This window comes from Acinetobacter psychrotolerans (assembly GCF_048552595.1).
Classification (GTDB): Bacteria; Pseudomonadota; Gammaproteobacteria; order Pseudomonadales; family Moraxellaceae; genus Acinetobacter.
In genome coordinates this window covers 1-14,059 of record NZ_JBIMDK010000015.1, presented here as the reverse complement: position 1 = coordinate 14,059, position 14,059 = coordinate 1, and the positions used below count along the sequence as shown (strand labels likewise).

The window sequence follows — 14,059 nt, the reverse complement described above, 5'->3', positions numbered from 1 at the left end:
AAAATCTCAACTTTAAAAGCTGAAATTTTTTGATTTTATGCACAAAAATTTATAGATTGTTGATCTTATCAATGCTTAAAACATGTCTAAATAAACCCATTATTGCTGAACCAAAACTTCTTTTTGCAAATCTTCTAAACCTTGTTGCATCGTGTCTTGAACCAATTTAGTCAAGGTTTCCACCGTATGCCCTTCTGTAGCAATAGCAGGAAATGTTTTTAAATGGGCTGTCACTTTTGGCATTTCAAGTACCGCCTGTACGTGATCGACAAAAGTAGCATCACCAATAAAAGGTACAACAGTATCTAATTGACCTTTTTTATTCACATAACAAATCACACAGACTTGAACAGGTTTGTTCGCTTCAATGGCTGCACCTAAAATACGACCATGGACTTTTTTGACTTTACTTCCATCAGTTGTAGTCGCTTCTGGAAAAAACAAAACTGGAATATCTTTACTTAAAAAATCAGTAATTTGCTCACGAATACGGACTGAATCACCCGAACCACGGTTGATGAATAGAGTGCCGCCACCTTTGGCTAATTTTCCAAATATAGGCCATTTTTCAATTTCAGCCTTGGCTAAAAAGAATACTCTTGCACCCGAACCCAATACGGCAATATCTAACCATGAAATATGATTACTGACCCATAAAGCTGGTTCACGCGGCATTTCACCATGTATCTGCAGATCCATATTAAACACATCACATAGACGGCGGCAGAAGTGCTGTACATAACGTGTATTGTGCGGATTATTCGGATCTTTATAGAGTTGATGGCGATACACCAAGTAAAAACCTTCAGAAATTGCTGAAGTCCCAGCCACCAATTTTTTACCATATAAAAACAGCTTAGCGAATGAACTTAAATTCGAAGAATTAGACTTTTTGATTGATTGTTGTTGAGTCATAGACGCTCACTAAACAGAATATATTTCATATTAACTTTCAGTATTGTATACACATCCACATAAAGTTGCATGGGTCAAAAAAGCATAAAATACAATTTATTTTATACAAATTTTTAAATATTAAAAAATGAGCCACCATTATGCTTTGAAGCTATATTAAATCAATATCTTTAGATGGATGAGGATTTCATTTTTATTTCAAAACTTTAACAATGCTTTGGTATTTCAATCGTAATATCCTTTAGAATATCTATTCTCATCCAATTCTGAGTTTTAATATCTGTGGAATATTTTAGTCAAAATAAAGGTGGTGAAAAAACCATTTTAGTCAGTGTAACTGTACAAATATTAGAAGATTTGGACGCTGAAGAATTTCGACTATTGGCTAAGTCTGCAGGTGCTAATATCTTTGAACATATTACAGTTCAACGCATCAAACCTGATGCAAAATATTTTATTGGCACAGGTAAAGCAGATGAAATTGCAGAACTTGTAAAAAATGAGGATGTTCAACTGGTCATTTTTGACCAAGCGCTGTCCCCTGCACAAGAACGTAATTTAGAACAAATTTTAAAATGTCGTGTGATTGACCGCACAGGTCTTATCCTCGATATTTTTGCACAACGCGCACGTACCCACGAAGGGAAATTACAAGTTGAGTTGGCGCAGTTGGATCATCTTTCATCTCGACTGGTACGCCGCCATAGTAATTTGGATAGCCAAAAAGGCGGTATCGGGTTACGTGGGCCAGGTGAAACAATTTTAGAAACAGATCGTCGTTTATTACGTATTCGAATGGATCAGCTCAAAGACCGCTTAGAAAAAGTTCGCAAGACCCGTGTCCAAGGTCGTGCTGCACGTCAAAAAGCCAATATTCCGACAGTATCATTGGTTGGCTATACCAATGCAGGAAAATCGACGCTATTTAATATCTTAGCAAAGAGTGATGTATACGCAGCGGATCAATTATTCGCAACACTCGATCCGACACTTAGACGATTAGATTGGGATGGTATAGGCACATTAGTTCTCGCCGATACTGTTGGTTTTGTACGCAATCTCGCTCATTCTTTAGTCGAATCATTTAAAGCAACACTTGAAGAAACTTTAGAAGCAACGCTCCTGTTACATGTTATCGATTCAAGTAGCCCAGAAGTGATGGAACAGATTGAGGCAGTCGAAAAAGTACTGCATGAAATTGGTGCAGATATTCCGACATTGAGGGTCTACAACAAAATTGATCAATCTGGTGAAGATGCAAAAATCGTTTATAAGAACCCACATGAACCCGAGCGTGTTTATGTCTCCGCCCATACTGGGCAAGGCTTAGATTTATTGCGCAAAGCTGTTCATGAATGCTTAATGGGGCAAATTCAGAATTTTGATGTTCGATTAAAGCCGGCCTATGGCAAATTTCGTAATCAGCTTTATGACTTAAATGTGATCCAATCTGAACATTATGACGAGGAAGGAAACTTGCAATTAACGGTTGCAATGGCACCTCACAAACTTGAGCAACTCATCAAACAAGCGCATTTACCTATAGATGAAATCTTAGGAAAAAAAGCTGAACAATTCAAAAGACCGTTAGAAGAGTTTGAAATAAAGCGCTAAATCGGTTAAAACGTGAAAGATTATATTTTATAAATAAAGATACATGGAACTGTTAAAACGCATTGATTGGCAAGCATGGATTTTTACCATTGGGTTAATTATCTTCTTCCGTGAGGCTTCTGTTTGGGTCATGTCCCAATTTAATCATCCAGAATTAGGCAATTTAACAGGCTTGCTCAGCCTTTTATTTGTCTTGGTTTTATGGCGTAGATTTAAAAAAATCCCTGCACGACTGGTTGATACCAACAATAAATTGATGAAAGAAAGTGGTTTCGCTTTTTTACCCATTTGTGCCGGCTCACTGATCATGCTGGTGAGTATGGGCAAAGAAATTCCTTTATTTCTACTGGTGATGTTTATTAGTACGCTGATTCCATTGTGGGTTTATGCAAAAATGGCTAAAAAGTGGTTATAGGAGATTGATATGTTAAGTGTTCTTGCCGGTTTCCTCATCACTTTACTTGCTTACCTTGCAGCAAAACCAGTCAATAAAAGACTTCCTCAAGTTCCGTTATTGGTCATTGCTATGTTTTTCGTCATTGGGCTGTTAATGATTTTTAAAATTCCCTACGAAAAATACAATCTTCACATGAATGGTTTGTTTAGCCACCTTTTAGGTTATGTCACTGTTGCATTGGCAATTCCTCTAGCCTCTATGCGTTATGATGACTTACCCCTTAAATCTGTGGTTGGAATTTTAGTCTTTGCAAGTGTTAGTGCTGTTGCATTACCCATGAGTTTGGCTTACGCCTTGCATATGTCTGAACCAACCATCATGGCATTTGCCACCCGTGCTGTAACCACACCGATTGCAATTAACATCGCAACTTTATTGCACTCACCAGTCACACTTGTCATCCTTATTGTGATTCTATCGGGTGTTATTGGTGCTGCATTTTCATCAATTATTTTACGCAATATTAATGATGAACGTGCTGTTGGCTTAGCTTTGGGGCTTGCTGCACATGCAATTGGTACAGCTCAAGCATGGCAACGTGGCACTGTTGCAGGGCGTTATGCAGCGTTTGGAATGGCAGTCAATGCCGTATTTACTGCTATCTGGTTGCCGACCTTTATACTTTTAATTCAATAAGTGCGACATACTTCACTTTTCACATGATTGCATAGAATATTTATTCGACTTAATATAAATTTATTCCACCCCATTTTGATAAGGAACTCATAAATGAGGCTCAATAGATTTATTTTAGGCACTTTATTCACGGTTCTAAGCTGTAGCAGTATGGCAAAAGATATCTCTGGTATTTGGAAAAATATCGATGATAAAACAGGTTCATCCAAAGCTGTTCTTGAGATTCGTAAAGAATCGAATGGAACATTTACAGGTAAAATCATTAAAGTAACACCACGTCCAGGTTATACACCGAAAGAAATATGTATAGATTGCCCTGCACCCTATACCAATAAACCCATTTTAGGTATGGACGTACTTAAAGGTTTAAAACAAACCAGTGAAGAAGATTTTGTTGGTGGAAAAATTCTAGATCCACTAACTGGCAAAGTTTATTCAATGAAGGCCAAACTCAGCCCGAACGGTAATCGTCTATCATTAAGAGGCTATATTGGCGTTTCTGCATTGGGTCGCAGCCAGACTTGGATCCGTGAATAATCATTTGTTTATTCATTAAATTATTTACAATTTTTTGAAAATAGACAAAGTCTAAATACAGTATTTCTCAGCTGATTAGCCCAATGGCAAGCAGTTGAGTTATACGATACTTAAACATACGATTGATAATAAAACAGTCGTTTTAAGTGCCTTTATTCATCTACCTATATAAAGAAAATATGAGGTGAAAAATTGGTTATATTTAGAATACTGCCAAATCACAATCATTCAAAAACATAATCAATATCCAGAGAATAAAGCACCGTAATACAGCGATGAACACACGATCAATTTCAAGTCACCATAAAAATCACAACGATTAAAAATGCAGAAAAATACTCCAAATTAGCCCAACAATTTAAAGTATTTTTAATAATATATTCAGAAATGTGAACTATGGTATTCACTCATCATCTTTATTTTTTGTCGATAAATTGAAGCACTATCAACTTAAATGAATACTCTTCTGTACTGCTTCTAGCACTAAAAAGTCTGTTACTCGTTATAGATCAATTATTTTGTATTAAAAGGAATTAATATGATGAAAAATTTGAATAAATTATTAAGTTCGATGTTGTTGCTCTGTTTCAGCAATATCGTTTTAGCCCAAGATATCATTGGTTCATGGCAAAGTGTTGATGATAAAACTGGCGCTCCTAAAGGAGTAGTCAAAATAACCAAAGATGTAAATGGCATATACACAGGAACAGTGACGAAAGTTACGCCTCGTGTGGGTTATACGCCTAAAGAACATTGTATAGATTGCCCTGCCCCATTTACCAACAAGCGAATTATTGGTTTAAACGTGATTAATGGGCTTCAACAAGTTGATGCTTCAAATTATGCCAATGGCAAAATTTTAGATCCTAATACAGGTAAAATTTATAGTGTCAAAGCTAAGCTATCCCCCAATGGAAAAAAATTAGTCCTAAGGGGATATATCGGGATCGCTGTTTTAGGCAGAAGCCAGACTTGGATTAAAATAGATTAGCTCTAGACGAGACAGCTTAATTCAAAACAAAAGCCACGTTGTGTGGCTTTTATTTTGAGAATGGCTATGTATTAAAAAACAGGATTATCCACTTTAAAAAGTTGTTGATCCTCTAAGCGATAAGCAATTAGTTGATGCTCCCAGACACAGCCGCCATCTACATTTTGAATCTGTGTAGTAATAGTTTTACCTTGCAGTGCAGCCCAATGCCCAAAGATAATTTGATGTGTTTTTACCGCTAAAGAAGGATACTCAAACCAAGGTTGGAAACCTTTAGGCATTGGCTCATCCAATGCATCTTTAAAGCTGAACTCTAAACGCCCATATTTATCCGTTAAACGCATACGAGTCAAATAGTTAGTAATACAGCGTAATCTGCTATTACCTTGTAAATCATTTGACCAAAGGTCTGGTTCACTACCATACATTTCTGTGAGGAATTGATCTAAAACATCAAAATCATCATCTGCCAATACCGCTTCAACTTCTTTTGCCAAAGCTGCCACCTGTTCAGCATCCCAAACACACGGAATACCGGCATGGGTCAGAATCGTATTTTCATTGGGAAATAAACATAATGGCTGTTTACGCAACCAATCAATCAAGTCATCACTTTCTAAAGCATGAATGACATCATCAATATTGTCTTTTTCTTTACTTTTTTTAATGCCACGAGCAACTGCCAGTAAGTTTAAATCATGATTTCCTAAAACTGTTGCAGCAGCGCCACGCTCACAGAGTTTTTTAATGAATCGTAATGCACCTATTGAGTTTTCACCACGTGCAACCAAGTCACCTGCAAACCAAATAAAATCCTGATCTGCATCAAACTGAATGTCTTTTAACAATGTTTTCAGCGCTTCAAAACAACCTTGCACATCACCAATCACATAGTTATAACGAATATCAGAGCGAACGCTGTGCTGTGCCATTTACGCCACCATTTGATCTGATAGTGCAACAAACTGCGCCAATGACAACGTTTCTGGGCGCGCCATTGGATCTATACCTGTAATTTCAAAGGCTTCTTCTACAATCATGCCTTTTAAGCTATTACGTAGTGTTTTACGACGCTGTGTAAAGACATGCGAAACCAAACGTGCCAAAGCTTTTTCGCTTTTCGCAATGATTGGTTTTGTTGCGTAAGGTTCTAAACGGAAAACTGCTGAAGTCACTTTAGGTGGTGGATTGAATGAACCCGGCGGTACTTCAAACAGGAAAGTGGGTTTACAGAAATATTGAATCATCACCGACAAACGACCATATTCTTTGGTATTTGGTGATGCCGTAATACGATCAACCACTTCTTTTTGCAACATAAAATGCATGTCTTTGACTTTATCGCCAAATTCTAAGAGATGGAAAAGCAAAGGAGTCGAAATATTATAAGGTAGATTTCCAACAACACGTAGTGGACGACCATCCTGAAATAATTCAGTAAAATCATATTTTAAAGCATCAGCTTCAATAATCTTCAAACGCTCAGGATGTGGCACGCGTCCCGGTAAGCCAGCAGCTAAATCGCGGTCAAGCTCGATCACAGTCAAAGCTTCACATTCACCATTTAATGGTGAGGTTAATGCTGCAAGTCCAGGACCAATTTCAACAATATTTTCACCATTACGTGGCGCAACTGAACGTACAATTTTAGCAATTACACGCTGGTCATGTAAAAAGTTCTGTCCAAAACGCTTACGCGTATGATGCCCTTCATCTTTTGGGTTTAAGGCATTAATTTGATACATAAAATTTATTCCAACATGTGTTAATTGCGTGCAAGTTCAAGTGCCAAATCGACAGCAACATGCAGACTAGAACTTTTCGCTTGTCCTGTGCCTGCGAGGGAGAGAGCTGTACCATGATCGACTGAAGTTCGGATAAACGGTAAGCCCAATGTAATATTGACAGCTTCACCGAATCCCTGAGATTTTAACACAGGTAAGCCCTGATCGTGATACATCGCTAAAACAGCATCGGCATTTTTTAAATGTTCAGGGGTAAATAAAGTATCGGCAGGCATGCTTAAACTCAGGTTAATACCTTGTACTCTATAGCTTTCAAGCACTGGATTGATTGTATCAATTTCTTCATGCCCTAAATAACCGCCCTCACCTGCATGCGGATTTAAACCACACACTAAAATATGTGGATGCTCAATTTTAAATTTACTTTTTAAATCGTGAATAAGAATGTCGATGACTTGATGCAAACGCTCTATGGTAATGGCATCTGCGACTTCTCGCAAAGGTAAATGCGTTGTCACCAATGCAACACGTAATGATCTGGTTGCGAGCATCATCACCACACTTTCTATACCTGCAAACTCCTGATAATATTCAGTATGCCCACTAAAATGAATACCTGCGTCATTGATCAAAGATTTCTGTACAGGAGCTGTTGCAACACCGACACTCAGTCCTTGCATGGCATAGTATGCAGTTCGGCGTAATTGTTCGATCACATATGCAGAGTTTTGTGGGTTTAACTCACCTAAGACAACATCTACAGCTAAAGGAACATGTTCCACATAGAGCTGACCTTGAGCCAAACACTCCATCTGCCCTTGATATTCAACGAGCTGAACGCTTTTGTTTAAAATTTTGGCACGTTCCCTCAACATATTGATATCAGCCAATACAACAACTGGACGATCATCAATACGATCTGCCAAATCTAAACAAATATCTGGGCCAATGCCAGCAGGCTCACCACTGGTTATATATAAAGGAAGCATCTAGAACTCTTTTAATAGACCTTGCATAGACAGTATACATCGGTTCTAAATTATCATTTCCAATTCAAGTTCATTTTTATATCGAATATAACTAAATCACGTAAAAAATGAACCAAAAAAAATTCTCAAACCACCTATATAAGACCATTGCAAACAATTTTTATATTTCATCAGACTTAGATGTTGGAAACTTAAAATGCTTTAGAGCTGACTTTTAGACGCTGGCCGAGTTCCTGGTTGAACTTGCTGTTGATCAATTTCAGAAAATTCAAAAATCGATTCAACGTCTTTCCCACACTTGGCTGGGTCAATATGTTGAGCAAAGATTATTCTGACTCGATGGTCTGGTTCAACTTTTCCATAGACTGTATATTCGCCACTTTGACTTTTATCATCGTCATCCTCCCATTTCACGACAGCATCGACTTCTTCACCAATAGTGATATGTTGCGTTTGAATAAGTAATCCAACCGCTTGGCAAGGATATGCGGATTGAATTTCTTCACTAAAATCGACAGTCATCCATTTCGCATCAAGGATCGTATCTGGTTCTCCTTGCTGCTTTTTTCTTGCTACTTTTTCTTTCTTGGTTTTTCCTGCTTGTTTTATTTGTTTATTTCCCCATATTTTTTCATTTTCCAATATATTCTTTGAATTGCTTCGATTGAACTGGGCTTTATTTAATTGACTTGGCTTTAACTGGTTTCGCTTTAAAGAGAACGGTATCTGTATGTCATTTTTTTGAGCAAGTTTGCTTTCAACAGTTTTAGACGGCGTCGCCTTCTCATTTGGCACTGTAATAAAATCATGAAATGCTTCTGGCTCACACAAATCAAAAACAACTCTTGCGATACCATCTGCACCTACTGTCCCCCTTAATTTATATTCGCCTTCATTTTCATTTTCTGGATCATATAGCGTAAGTGGAATCGTTGAGCCTGCAACGATATCTTTTGTGGTCGCTTGAATACCGAAAGGCTGGCAATTGATAGCCACACTGCCTTTTAATTCTTTTGAAAAATCTTCCGTCATCCATTGAACTGCGATAAGCTGATCTCCGAGATCAGCTTTACTTTGATAATGCACTGGAACACTTGGATAAAGTTTCGGTAAAGATGATGCCTGATCCTGCAAATCAGCTTGAGCAAAACTGAGATTTAAGTTGCCTACACCCAATAGCAGTAGAACGAATTTTATTGAATTTATTATTTTCATTTTTGCCTGACTTATTTTCTGTATATCACCTTAATTATTCATGAAGTCCGTCACAATTCCAATATAAATCAAAAAACCTTACAACATTTTATCCAAACTAAGCTTTGCTTTTGGGTACGTTTATCCATATAATGGTGCGCTTGAAATTCAATATTTCAATTGCGACTCTAACTCTTTTCAGATAGAATTCGCGCTCCTTTTTGTTTGGACAGATTCCATAGTCCAAACCAACTATAATAGGTAGTGGTTTAATGAAAACTCTCAGCGCTAAGCCTGCTGAAGTTCAACATGACTGGTATGTTGTTGACGCTTCTGGCAAAACTTTAGGTCGCCTTGCGACTGAAATCGCTCGTCGTTTACGCGGTAAGCATAAAACGTCTTATACTCCTCACGTTGATACTGGCGATTATATCGTTGTAATCAATGCTGAAGAAATTACTGTAACTGGTAAAAAAGCTCAAGACAAAAAATACTATCGCCACACTGGTTTCCCTGGTGGTATCCGTGAGACTAACTTCGAAAAGTTAATCGCTCACAAACCTGAATCAGTTTTAGAAAAAGCTGTTAAAGGTATGTTACCAAAAGGTCCTCTTGGTTATGCAATGATCAAGAAAATGAAAGTGTATGCAGGTACAGAGCATCCACACGCTGCTCAACAGCCACAAGTTTTGGACATCTAAGGGATACAGCACATGGCTACTAATTATGGTACAGGTCGCCGTAAGACCGCAACTGCACGTGTTTTCCTATCAGCTGGTACTGGTAAACTCGTAATCAACAACCGTACTCTTGAACAGTATTTCGGTCGTGAAACTGCTCGTATGGTTGTTCGTCAACCACTTGAGCTTTTAGAAGTGACTGAAAAATTTGACCTTTACATCACTGTTGCTGGTGGTGGTATTGGTGGTCAAGCAGGCGCTATCCGTCACGGTATTACTCGTGCATTGATCGCTTCTGACGAAACTTTAAAACCTGCTCTTCGTCAAGCTGGTTTCGTTACACGTGATGCTCGTGAAGTTGAACGTAAGAAACTTGGTTTACGTAAAGCTCGTAAACGTCCTCAGTTCTCTAAACGTTAATTCGTTAACAGAATCGGACAAAAAACCTCGGCATTTGCCGAGGTTTTTTTATGCACAAAATTTCTATTTTTAGACTCTTTCTTTTTAACGAATCAGCGAGCCTATCAACATAGAATCATCACCTTCCAATTTTTCGCTCATTTCTTTTTACTTTTCTTTGAGCAGTCTTTTACAGCATCGGTCATACCGTCTGCTGCAACTGACTCAGTAATAATGCAACCATTCTCCTCATAAGTACGTACATTTTTTGAGAATTTATGATCTTTAGGGATAGGAGCATTACAAGGTTGATCTGTTTTTTCGTTGACCATTTTAACCGGCCCATCATTATAAATTGTGACTTTGCAGCCTTTTACGACATATTCTCGCTCAATACCACCATAACGATCATCATCTGAAACAGATGTAGCAACATCACAGTTTTCACTTGCGCCACACGCTGTATATGCTGCCGCATAATCTGTACTCATTGCGACAGCTTCAGTAGCGGCGGTCTCGACATCATCCGCGGCATATTCTGCCACTTGAATACTTTTTGCATAACTAGTTGAAATCACCATCATCAATAATAATGGAGAAAGGGCTTTAAAAAATACGCTCATCAAATGATCCTTATCATCTTTTTACAGTTCCAATTAAATACTTAACATAAGGTTTTAAAGTTAAGGTGATTTTATTGTCTATTTTTAGTATTCTAGTCTATTCACCTTACCAAGTTTTTGGAATATGTCAGTCGAAAATGCACCTCAACAAGGGATTACGTTGTATAGCCACGAGGATGACTTTCGTTCACATTGGATTAGATTCCTGCTTACAGAAAAACAGATTAAGCACCATCTCATCATCGTTGAAGAAGACGATGAGGATTTAGCCAGTTTAAATCCATACAATCAACTCCCTATGCTCATTGAAAATGATTTAAAACTTTTTAATACCGCTATTATTTCTGAATATATCGATGATCGTTATCGTCAAAATAAACTTTATGCGGATGCACCTGCGCCACGTGCCGAACAACGACAATATATTTGGCGCTTAGAGCAAGATTGGCTCAGACTTGCAGACCTAATGTTACGCCATTCTGATACTTTAGACGCGGCTGCAAGCCAAAAAGCCAAAAAGCAATTACGTGATACCTTAATTTCACTAACCCCTCTTTTTCAGCATTATCCTTATTTTATGTCTGAAAACTTTACAATTTTAGATTGCATGTTAGCGCCAATTTTCATACGGTTAAAACATATGGGAATTGAGCTGCCTAAGCAGCAATGCCGTCCAATTTTTCTCTATTGCCAACGGATATTTAGCCGCCCTGCTTTTTCCAAGTCGATGACTTTGAAAGAAAAGAATAGATATAGTGAATTTTTGGCAAAACCCTAAATTGCAAATCAATTGAGTATTTTCGAATGTCTGAACAAGAATTGAACGTAACCCCATCTAGACCATATCTTGTACGTGCAATTTATGAATGGATTTGCGATAACAATTTAACCCCTTATTTATTAGTCGATGCAACCAAACCCTATACAGATGTGCCCACTCAGTTTGTGAATGATGGGCAAATTGTTCTCAATATTGTTCCTCATGCTGTACATATGCTTAATATACATAATGACGCTGTGACTTTTTCAGCACGTTTCGGCGGTGTATCTAGAGATATTTATGTACCCATGAATGCTATATTGGGTATTTATCCAAAAGAAAATGGACAAGGATTATTCTTTGATCCTGACGAATATGCCAATGTAAAAGTAGATGAAGATGCTTTAAAATCAAATACTAGCGATGAAACAGAAACAACACCTGAGACATCGAAGAAAAAACCAAGTTTAAGAATTTTAGAATAAAATTAAGGAGAACTCGATGGCTTTTGATCTTGTACAATACTTTGCTGAGCAGATAAAGATTCAAAAGCCTCAGCTCTTATCCGAATTAGATGCGAAACAACGCGACCAAAATATTAATGAAATCAATTCATTAACTTTGGGTAAGTTGATCAGCTTATGGAAAAATAATGAAGATAGTTTGTATCAAGAAATACAAACTCAAGATCATTTGTATATCCAAGAAATTGCTCGCCACTTAACTACATCTGCGTCTAATCAATCAATTTTAGAAAAATCAATTCTTGAACCTTTCACCACAGAAGTCCTTGAACTACAAATTGCGGAACTGAAACAACTGGATCAAGCAGGTAGTTTAGGTAAACGTGGATTAAGAGAATTGGTTATTGGTCAGATTGAACACCTTTCTGGTACAGCAAAAGATTGGGTTTGGTCAACAAACGAACTAACTGAACTCATTGGCTCTCAACCTATTGCTCAAGAAGAGATATCATTGGAAGAGACGATGAAGGAGTTTAATCAAATGGTCAATGTTCAAAAAGCAGAAGTCGATACAGATCTTCATGAAGTGACTGAAGTAGAATCGCAAAACCCAACTTGGGCCAAAATTGCAGAACCGATTGTTGCATTAATCGTGCTATATATACTCTATATTGCAGTCAGTAATATATTTGCTTAAATCATTCAAAAAGTAATAAAAAGCGATTTCAATAATCGCTTTTTTTCATTATAAAAAATATTAGAAAATGCAACAATAATTCGTGATGAAAATCACACTTGCAAATAAATTATCGCTATATTTAACTAAAAACCACCTAATATTAAATTTAAAATGAATAATTTATGTAAATTAAATATTATAACTAATGAATTATTTCTTTATCGCCTATAGATTAATGATAATGACTAATGTTAATTTAAAGTGATATAAAAACCATGTATTTACATGGTAAGTTTAGTTTTAATTTAAACACTTATTAACCTGTGAATAAAACCGAAGCAATCTACATACACATAAATGAATGACTTTGTAAAATCAAAATCTTAAAATATGAGAGTATCGGCAATTCATTTCACTCAACGATAACTGCTAAACTATAACAAGTTCATTTGAGTAGAAATAATAGACAAGTGATATTATGAATAATCAATGTATCAATATTGCAATCTCAGGCTTAGGTTTAACAGCCTCTGACGATCTTAAAATACGACTTCGAAAAATTTTACCCAATAATATTGGTATAAATTGGACAAATGTGACCGATCAAAATATCAACTGTATTTTGATTAATGAGCAATTTTTCGATAATGATAATATTCAAAATATTATCCATAACAAAAATATTCCATATTTAAAAATTTCAAAACACTGCGAGCACAATGAAAGTGCCGAAGATAATTTATTATGTATCCCTATTCATGATGAATTAATACTTAGAAATTGGATCAATATTCAACTATTGAAAAAAAATGAACAATCTGGAGAAAATCAAATTGATTCGGAAAATTTTGAAGATGAAAGACTTGCTACTGAAAAATCTATAAATGAACAATACGAAATCAAAGATATTCATTATTTCACAGACATGTATAACCAAGAAAGTCGAAAACTCATTCTCAGTGACCAGTTAGGGGCTGTCGCTATTATTGATCATTATGCACATTTTGCATGGCTAGAAGCTTCACGAGAAGAATTCAAAACGAATCCAACAATTGAATATAAAGCTGCAAATATCAATGATTTTATAAAAGTATCACATAAAAGCCAATTTAACTTAGAAAATTGGTTATTCAATTTAATATGGCGTTGCCCCGAAATAACCACTGTTCCTACAGTAGGTCAATACTACCGTTTAAAATTTTGGCCACAACCAAATGAAGTCGATAAAAAAATATTATTACAACTGACTGCTTGTTTTATTTTAGGCGCAGAAATTGAACAGGGGCGAATTCAAACATGAGGTGCGACAGTTTGAAAAGTCTTATGATAATCAACAAGCTGAGCAAATTTCTCTAATGGTGTAAGCCAATCTAACG

Annotated in this window: 17 protein-coding genes; 11 read left to right on the top strand and 6 right to left on the bottom strand. The window is 36.7% G+C overall.

The window, feature by feature from the left end; all coding sequences use genetic code 11:
* Positions 1-99: 99 nt before the first annotated feature.
* Positions 100-915: a lysophospholipid acyltransferase family protein gene (locus tag ACG94X_RS12695; RefSeq protein WP_419384085.1), complete on the bottom strand. Its 816-nt coding sequence runs from the start codon at positions 913-915 to the stop codon at positions 100-102.
* Between the two features lie 282 nt (positions 916-1,197).
* Between ACG94X_RS12695 and hflX the strand changes: the two genes are divergently transcribed.
* From hflX to ACG94X_RS12670, 5 genes are all read left to right on the top strand, one after another.
* Complete coding sequence (hflX, locus tag ACG94X_RS12690; protein WP_419384084.1) at positions 1,198-2,529, top strand: ribosome rescue GTPase HflX; 1,332 nt, start codon at positions 1,198-1,200, stop codon at positions 2,527-2,529.
* A 43-nt stretch (positions 2,530-2,572) separates the two neighbouring features.
* A complete protein-coding gene (locus ACG94X_RS12685) occupies positions 2,573-2,944 on the top strand; it encodes a hypothetical protein (RefSeq protein ID WP_419384083.1) in 372 nt (123 codons plus the stop codon).
* A gap of 9 nt (positions 2,945-2,953) precedes the next feature.
* Positions 2,954-3,622 carry an LrgB family protein gene (locus tag ACG94X_RS12680; RefSeq protein ID WP_419384082.1) on the top strand — a complete coding sequence of 223 codons (669 nt, stop codon included), beginning with the start codon at positions 2,954-2,956 and terminating at the stop codon, positions 3,620-3,622.
* A 93-nt stretch (positions 3,623-3,715) separates the two neighbouring features.
* Entirely contained in the window at positions 3,716-4,159 is a 444-nt protein-coding gene (locus tag ACG94X_RS12675; RefSeq protein ID WP_419384081.1) for a DUF2147 domain-containing protein, read from the top strand.
* Positions 4,160-4,730: 571 nt separating this feature from the next.
* Positions 4,731-5,150, top strand: a complete 420-nt coding sequence (locus tag ACG94X_RS12670; RefSeq protein ID WP_419384144.1) for a DUF2147 domain-containing protein — start codon at positions 4,731-4,733, stop codon at positions 5,148-5,150.
* Between the two features lie 71 nt (positions 5,151-5,221).
* On the opposite strand, the gene ACG94X_RS12665 is transcribed toward ACG94X_RS12670, so the two are convergent.
* The 4 genes from ACG94X_RS12665 to ACG94X_RS12650 all read right to left on the bottom strand — a co-directional run bounded on the left by ACG94X_RS12665 (position 5,222) and on the right by ACG94X_RS12650 (position 9,099).
* Positions 5,222-6,082 carry a symmetrical bis(5'-nucleosyl)-tetraphosphatase gene (locus ACG94X_RS12665; protein WP_419384080.1) on the bottom strand — a complete coding sequence of 287 codons (861 nt, stop codon included), beginning with the start codon at positions 6,080-6,082 and terminating at the stop codon, positions 5,222-5,224.
* A complete protein-coding gene (rsmA, locus tag ACG94X_RS12660) occupies positions 6,083-6,895 on the bottom strand; it encodes a 16S rRNA (adenine(1518)-N(6)/adenine(1519)-N(6))-dimethyltransferase RsmA (RefSeq protein ID WP_419384079.1) in 813 nt (270 codons plus the stop codon).
* Between the two features lie 20 nt (positions 6,896-6,915).
* Positions 6,916-7,884: a 4-hydroxythreonine-4-phosphate dehydrogenase PdxA gene (pdxA, locus tag ACG94X_RS12655; RefSeq protein WP_419384078.1), complete on the bottom strand. Its 969-nt coding sequence runs from the start codon at positions 7,882-7,884 to the stop codon at positions 6,916-6,918.
* 201 nt (positions 7,885-8,085) lie between these two features.
* Entirely contained in the window at positions 8,086-9,099 is a 1,014-nt protein-coding gene (locus ACG94X_RS12650) for a hypothetical protein (RefSeq protein ID WP_419384077.1), read from the bottom strand.
* Between the two features lie 251 nt (positions 9,100-9,350).
* Between ACG94X_RS12650 and rplM the strand changes: the two genes are divergently transcribed.
* Complete coding sequence (gene rplM / locus ACG94X_RS12645) at positions 9,351-9,779, top strand: 50S ribosomal protein L13 (RefSeq protein WP_086192086.1); 429 nt, start codon at positions 9,351-9,353, stop codon at positions 9,777-9,779.
* Between the two features lie 12 nt (positions 9,780-9,791).
* The gene (gene rpsI, locus ACG94X_RS12640; RefSeq protein ID WP_004647927.1) at positions 9,792-10,178 is read left to right on the top strand and encodes a 30S ribosomal protein S9; all 387 of its coding nucleotides are present in this window, start codon (positions 9,792-9,794) and stop codon (positions 10,176-10,178) included.
* A gap of 137 nt (positions 10,179-10,315) precedes the next feature.
* Here rpsI and ACG94X_RS12635 read toward each other — a convergent pair whose 3' ends face one another.
* Complete coding sequence (locus ACG94X_RS12635; protein WP_419384076.1) at positions 10,316-10,780, bottom strand: hypothetical protein; 465 nt, start codon at positions 10,778-10,780, stop codon at positions 10,316-10,318.
* Positions 10,781-10,904: 124 nt separating this feature from the next.
* On the opposite strand from ACG94X_RS12635, the gene ACG94X_RS12630 reads away from it, so the two are divergent.
* From ACG94X_RS12630 to ACG94X_RS12615, 4 genes are all read left to right on the top strand, one after another.
* A complete protein-coding gene (locus ACG94X_RS12630) occupies positions 10,905-11,558 on the top strand; it encodes a glutathione S-transferase N-terminal domain-containing protein (RefSeq protein WP_419384075.1) in 654 nt (217 codons plus the stop codon).
* A 26-nt stretch (positions 11,559-11,584) separates the two neighbouring features.
* Complete coding sequence (locus tag ACG94X_RS12625; RefSeq protein ID WP_419384074.1) at positions 11,585-12,025, top strand: ClpXP protease specificity-enhancing factor; 441 nt, start codon at positions 11,585-11,587, stop codon at positions 12,023-12,025.
* 16 nt (positions 12,026-12,041) lie between these two features.
* Positions 12,042-12,701, top strand: a complete 660-nt coding sequence (locus ACG94X_RS12620) for a hypothetical protein (RefSeq protein ID WP_419384073.1) — start codon at positions 12,042-12,044, stop codon at positions 12,699-12,701.
* Between the two features lie 460 nt (positions 12,702-13,161).
* Positions 13,162-13,983 carry a hypothetical protein gene (locus ACG94X_RS12615; protein ID WP_419384072.1) on the top strand — a complete coding sequence of 274 codons (822 nt, stop codon included), beginning with the start codon at positions 13,162-13,164 and terminating at the stop codon, positions 13,981-13,983.
* Positions 13,984-14,059 lie beyond the last annotated feature (76 nt).

What these genes read in the sequence shown, in the direction of transcription:
- ACG94X_RS12615 (WP_419384072.1), top strand. Translation starts at nt 13,162, where the DNA reads ATGAATAATCAATGTATCAATATTGCAATCTCAGGCTTAGGTTTAACA.
- ACG94X_RS12625 (WP_419384074.1), top strand. Translation starts at nt 11,585, where the DNA reads ATGTCTGAACAAGAATTGAACGTAACCCCATCTAGACCATATCTTGTA.
- ACG94X_RS12670 (WP_419384144.1), top strand. Translation starts at nt 4,731, where the DNA reads ATGTTGTTGCTCTGTTTCAGCAATATCGTTTTAGCCCAAGATATCATT.
- ACG94X_RS12665 (WP_419384080.1), bottom strand. Translation starts at nt 6,082, where the DNA reads ATGGCACAGCACAGCGTTCGCTCTGATATTCGTTATAACTATGTGATT.
- ACG94X_RS12630 (WP_419384075.1), top strand. Translation starts at nt 10,905, where the DNA reads ATGTCAGTCGAAAATGCACCTCAACAAGGGATTACGTTGTATAGCCAC.
- ACG94X_RS12680 (WP_419384082.1), top strand. Translation starts at nt 2,954, where the DNA reads ATGTTAAGTGTTCTTGCCGGTTTCCTCATCACTTTACTTGCTTACCTT.
- rplM (WP_086192086.1), top strand. Translation starts at nt 9,351, where the DNA reads ATGAAAACTCTCAGCGCTAAGCCTGCTGAAGTTCAACATGACTGGTAT.
- ACG94X_RS12635 (WP_419384076.1), bottom strand. Translation starts at nt 10,780, where the DNA reads ATGAGCGTATTTTTTAAAGCCCTTTCTCCATTATTATTGATGATGGTG.
- rsmA (WP_419384079.1), bottom strand. Translation starts at nt 6,895, where the DNA reads ATGTATCAAATTAATGCCTTAAACCCAAAAGATGAAGGGCATCATACG.
- ACG94X_RS12675 (WP_419384081.1), top strand. Translation starts at nt 3,716, where the DNA reads ATGAGGCTCAATAGATTTATTTTAGGCACTTTATTCACGGTTCTAAGC.
- rpsI (WP_004647927.1), top strand. Translation starts at nt 9,792, where the DNA reads ATGGCTACTAATTATGGTACAGGTCGCCGTAAGACCGCAACTGCACGT.
- pdxA (WP_419384078.1), bottom strand. Translation starts at nt 7,884, where the DNA reads ATGCTTCCTTTATATATAACCAGTGGTGAGCCTGCTGGCATTGGCCCA.
- ACG94X_RS12685 (WP_419384083.1), top strand. Translation starts at nt 2,573, where the DNA reads ATGGAACTGTTAAAACGCATTGATTGGCAAGCATGGATTTTTACCATT.
- ACG94X_RS12620 (WP_419384073.1), top strand. Translation starts at nt 12,042, where the DNA reads ATGGCTTTTGATCTTGTACAATACTTTGCTGAGCAGATAAAGATTCAA.
- ACG94X_RS12650 (WP_419384077.1), bottom strand. Translation starts at nt 9,099, where the DNA reads ATGAAAATAATAAATTCAATAAAATTCGTTCTACTGCTATTGGGTGTA.
- ACG94X_RS12695 (WP_419384085.1), bottom strand. Translation starts at nt 915, where the DNA reads ATGACTCAACAACAATCAATCAAAAAGTCTAATTCTTCGAATTTAAGT.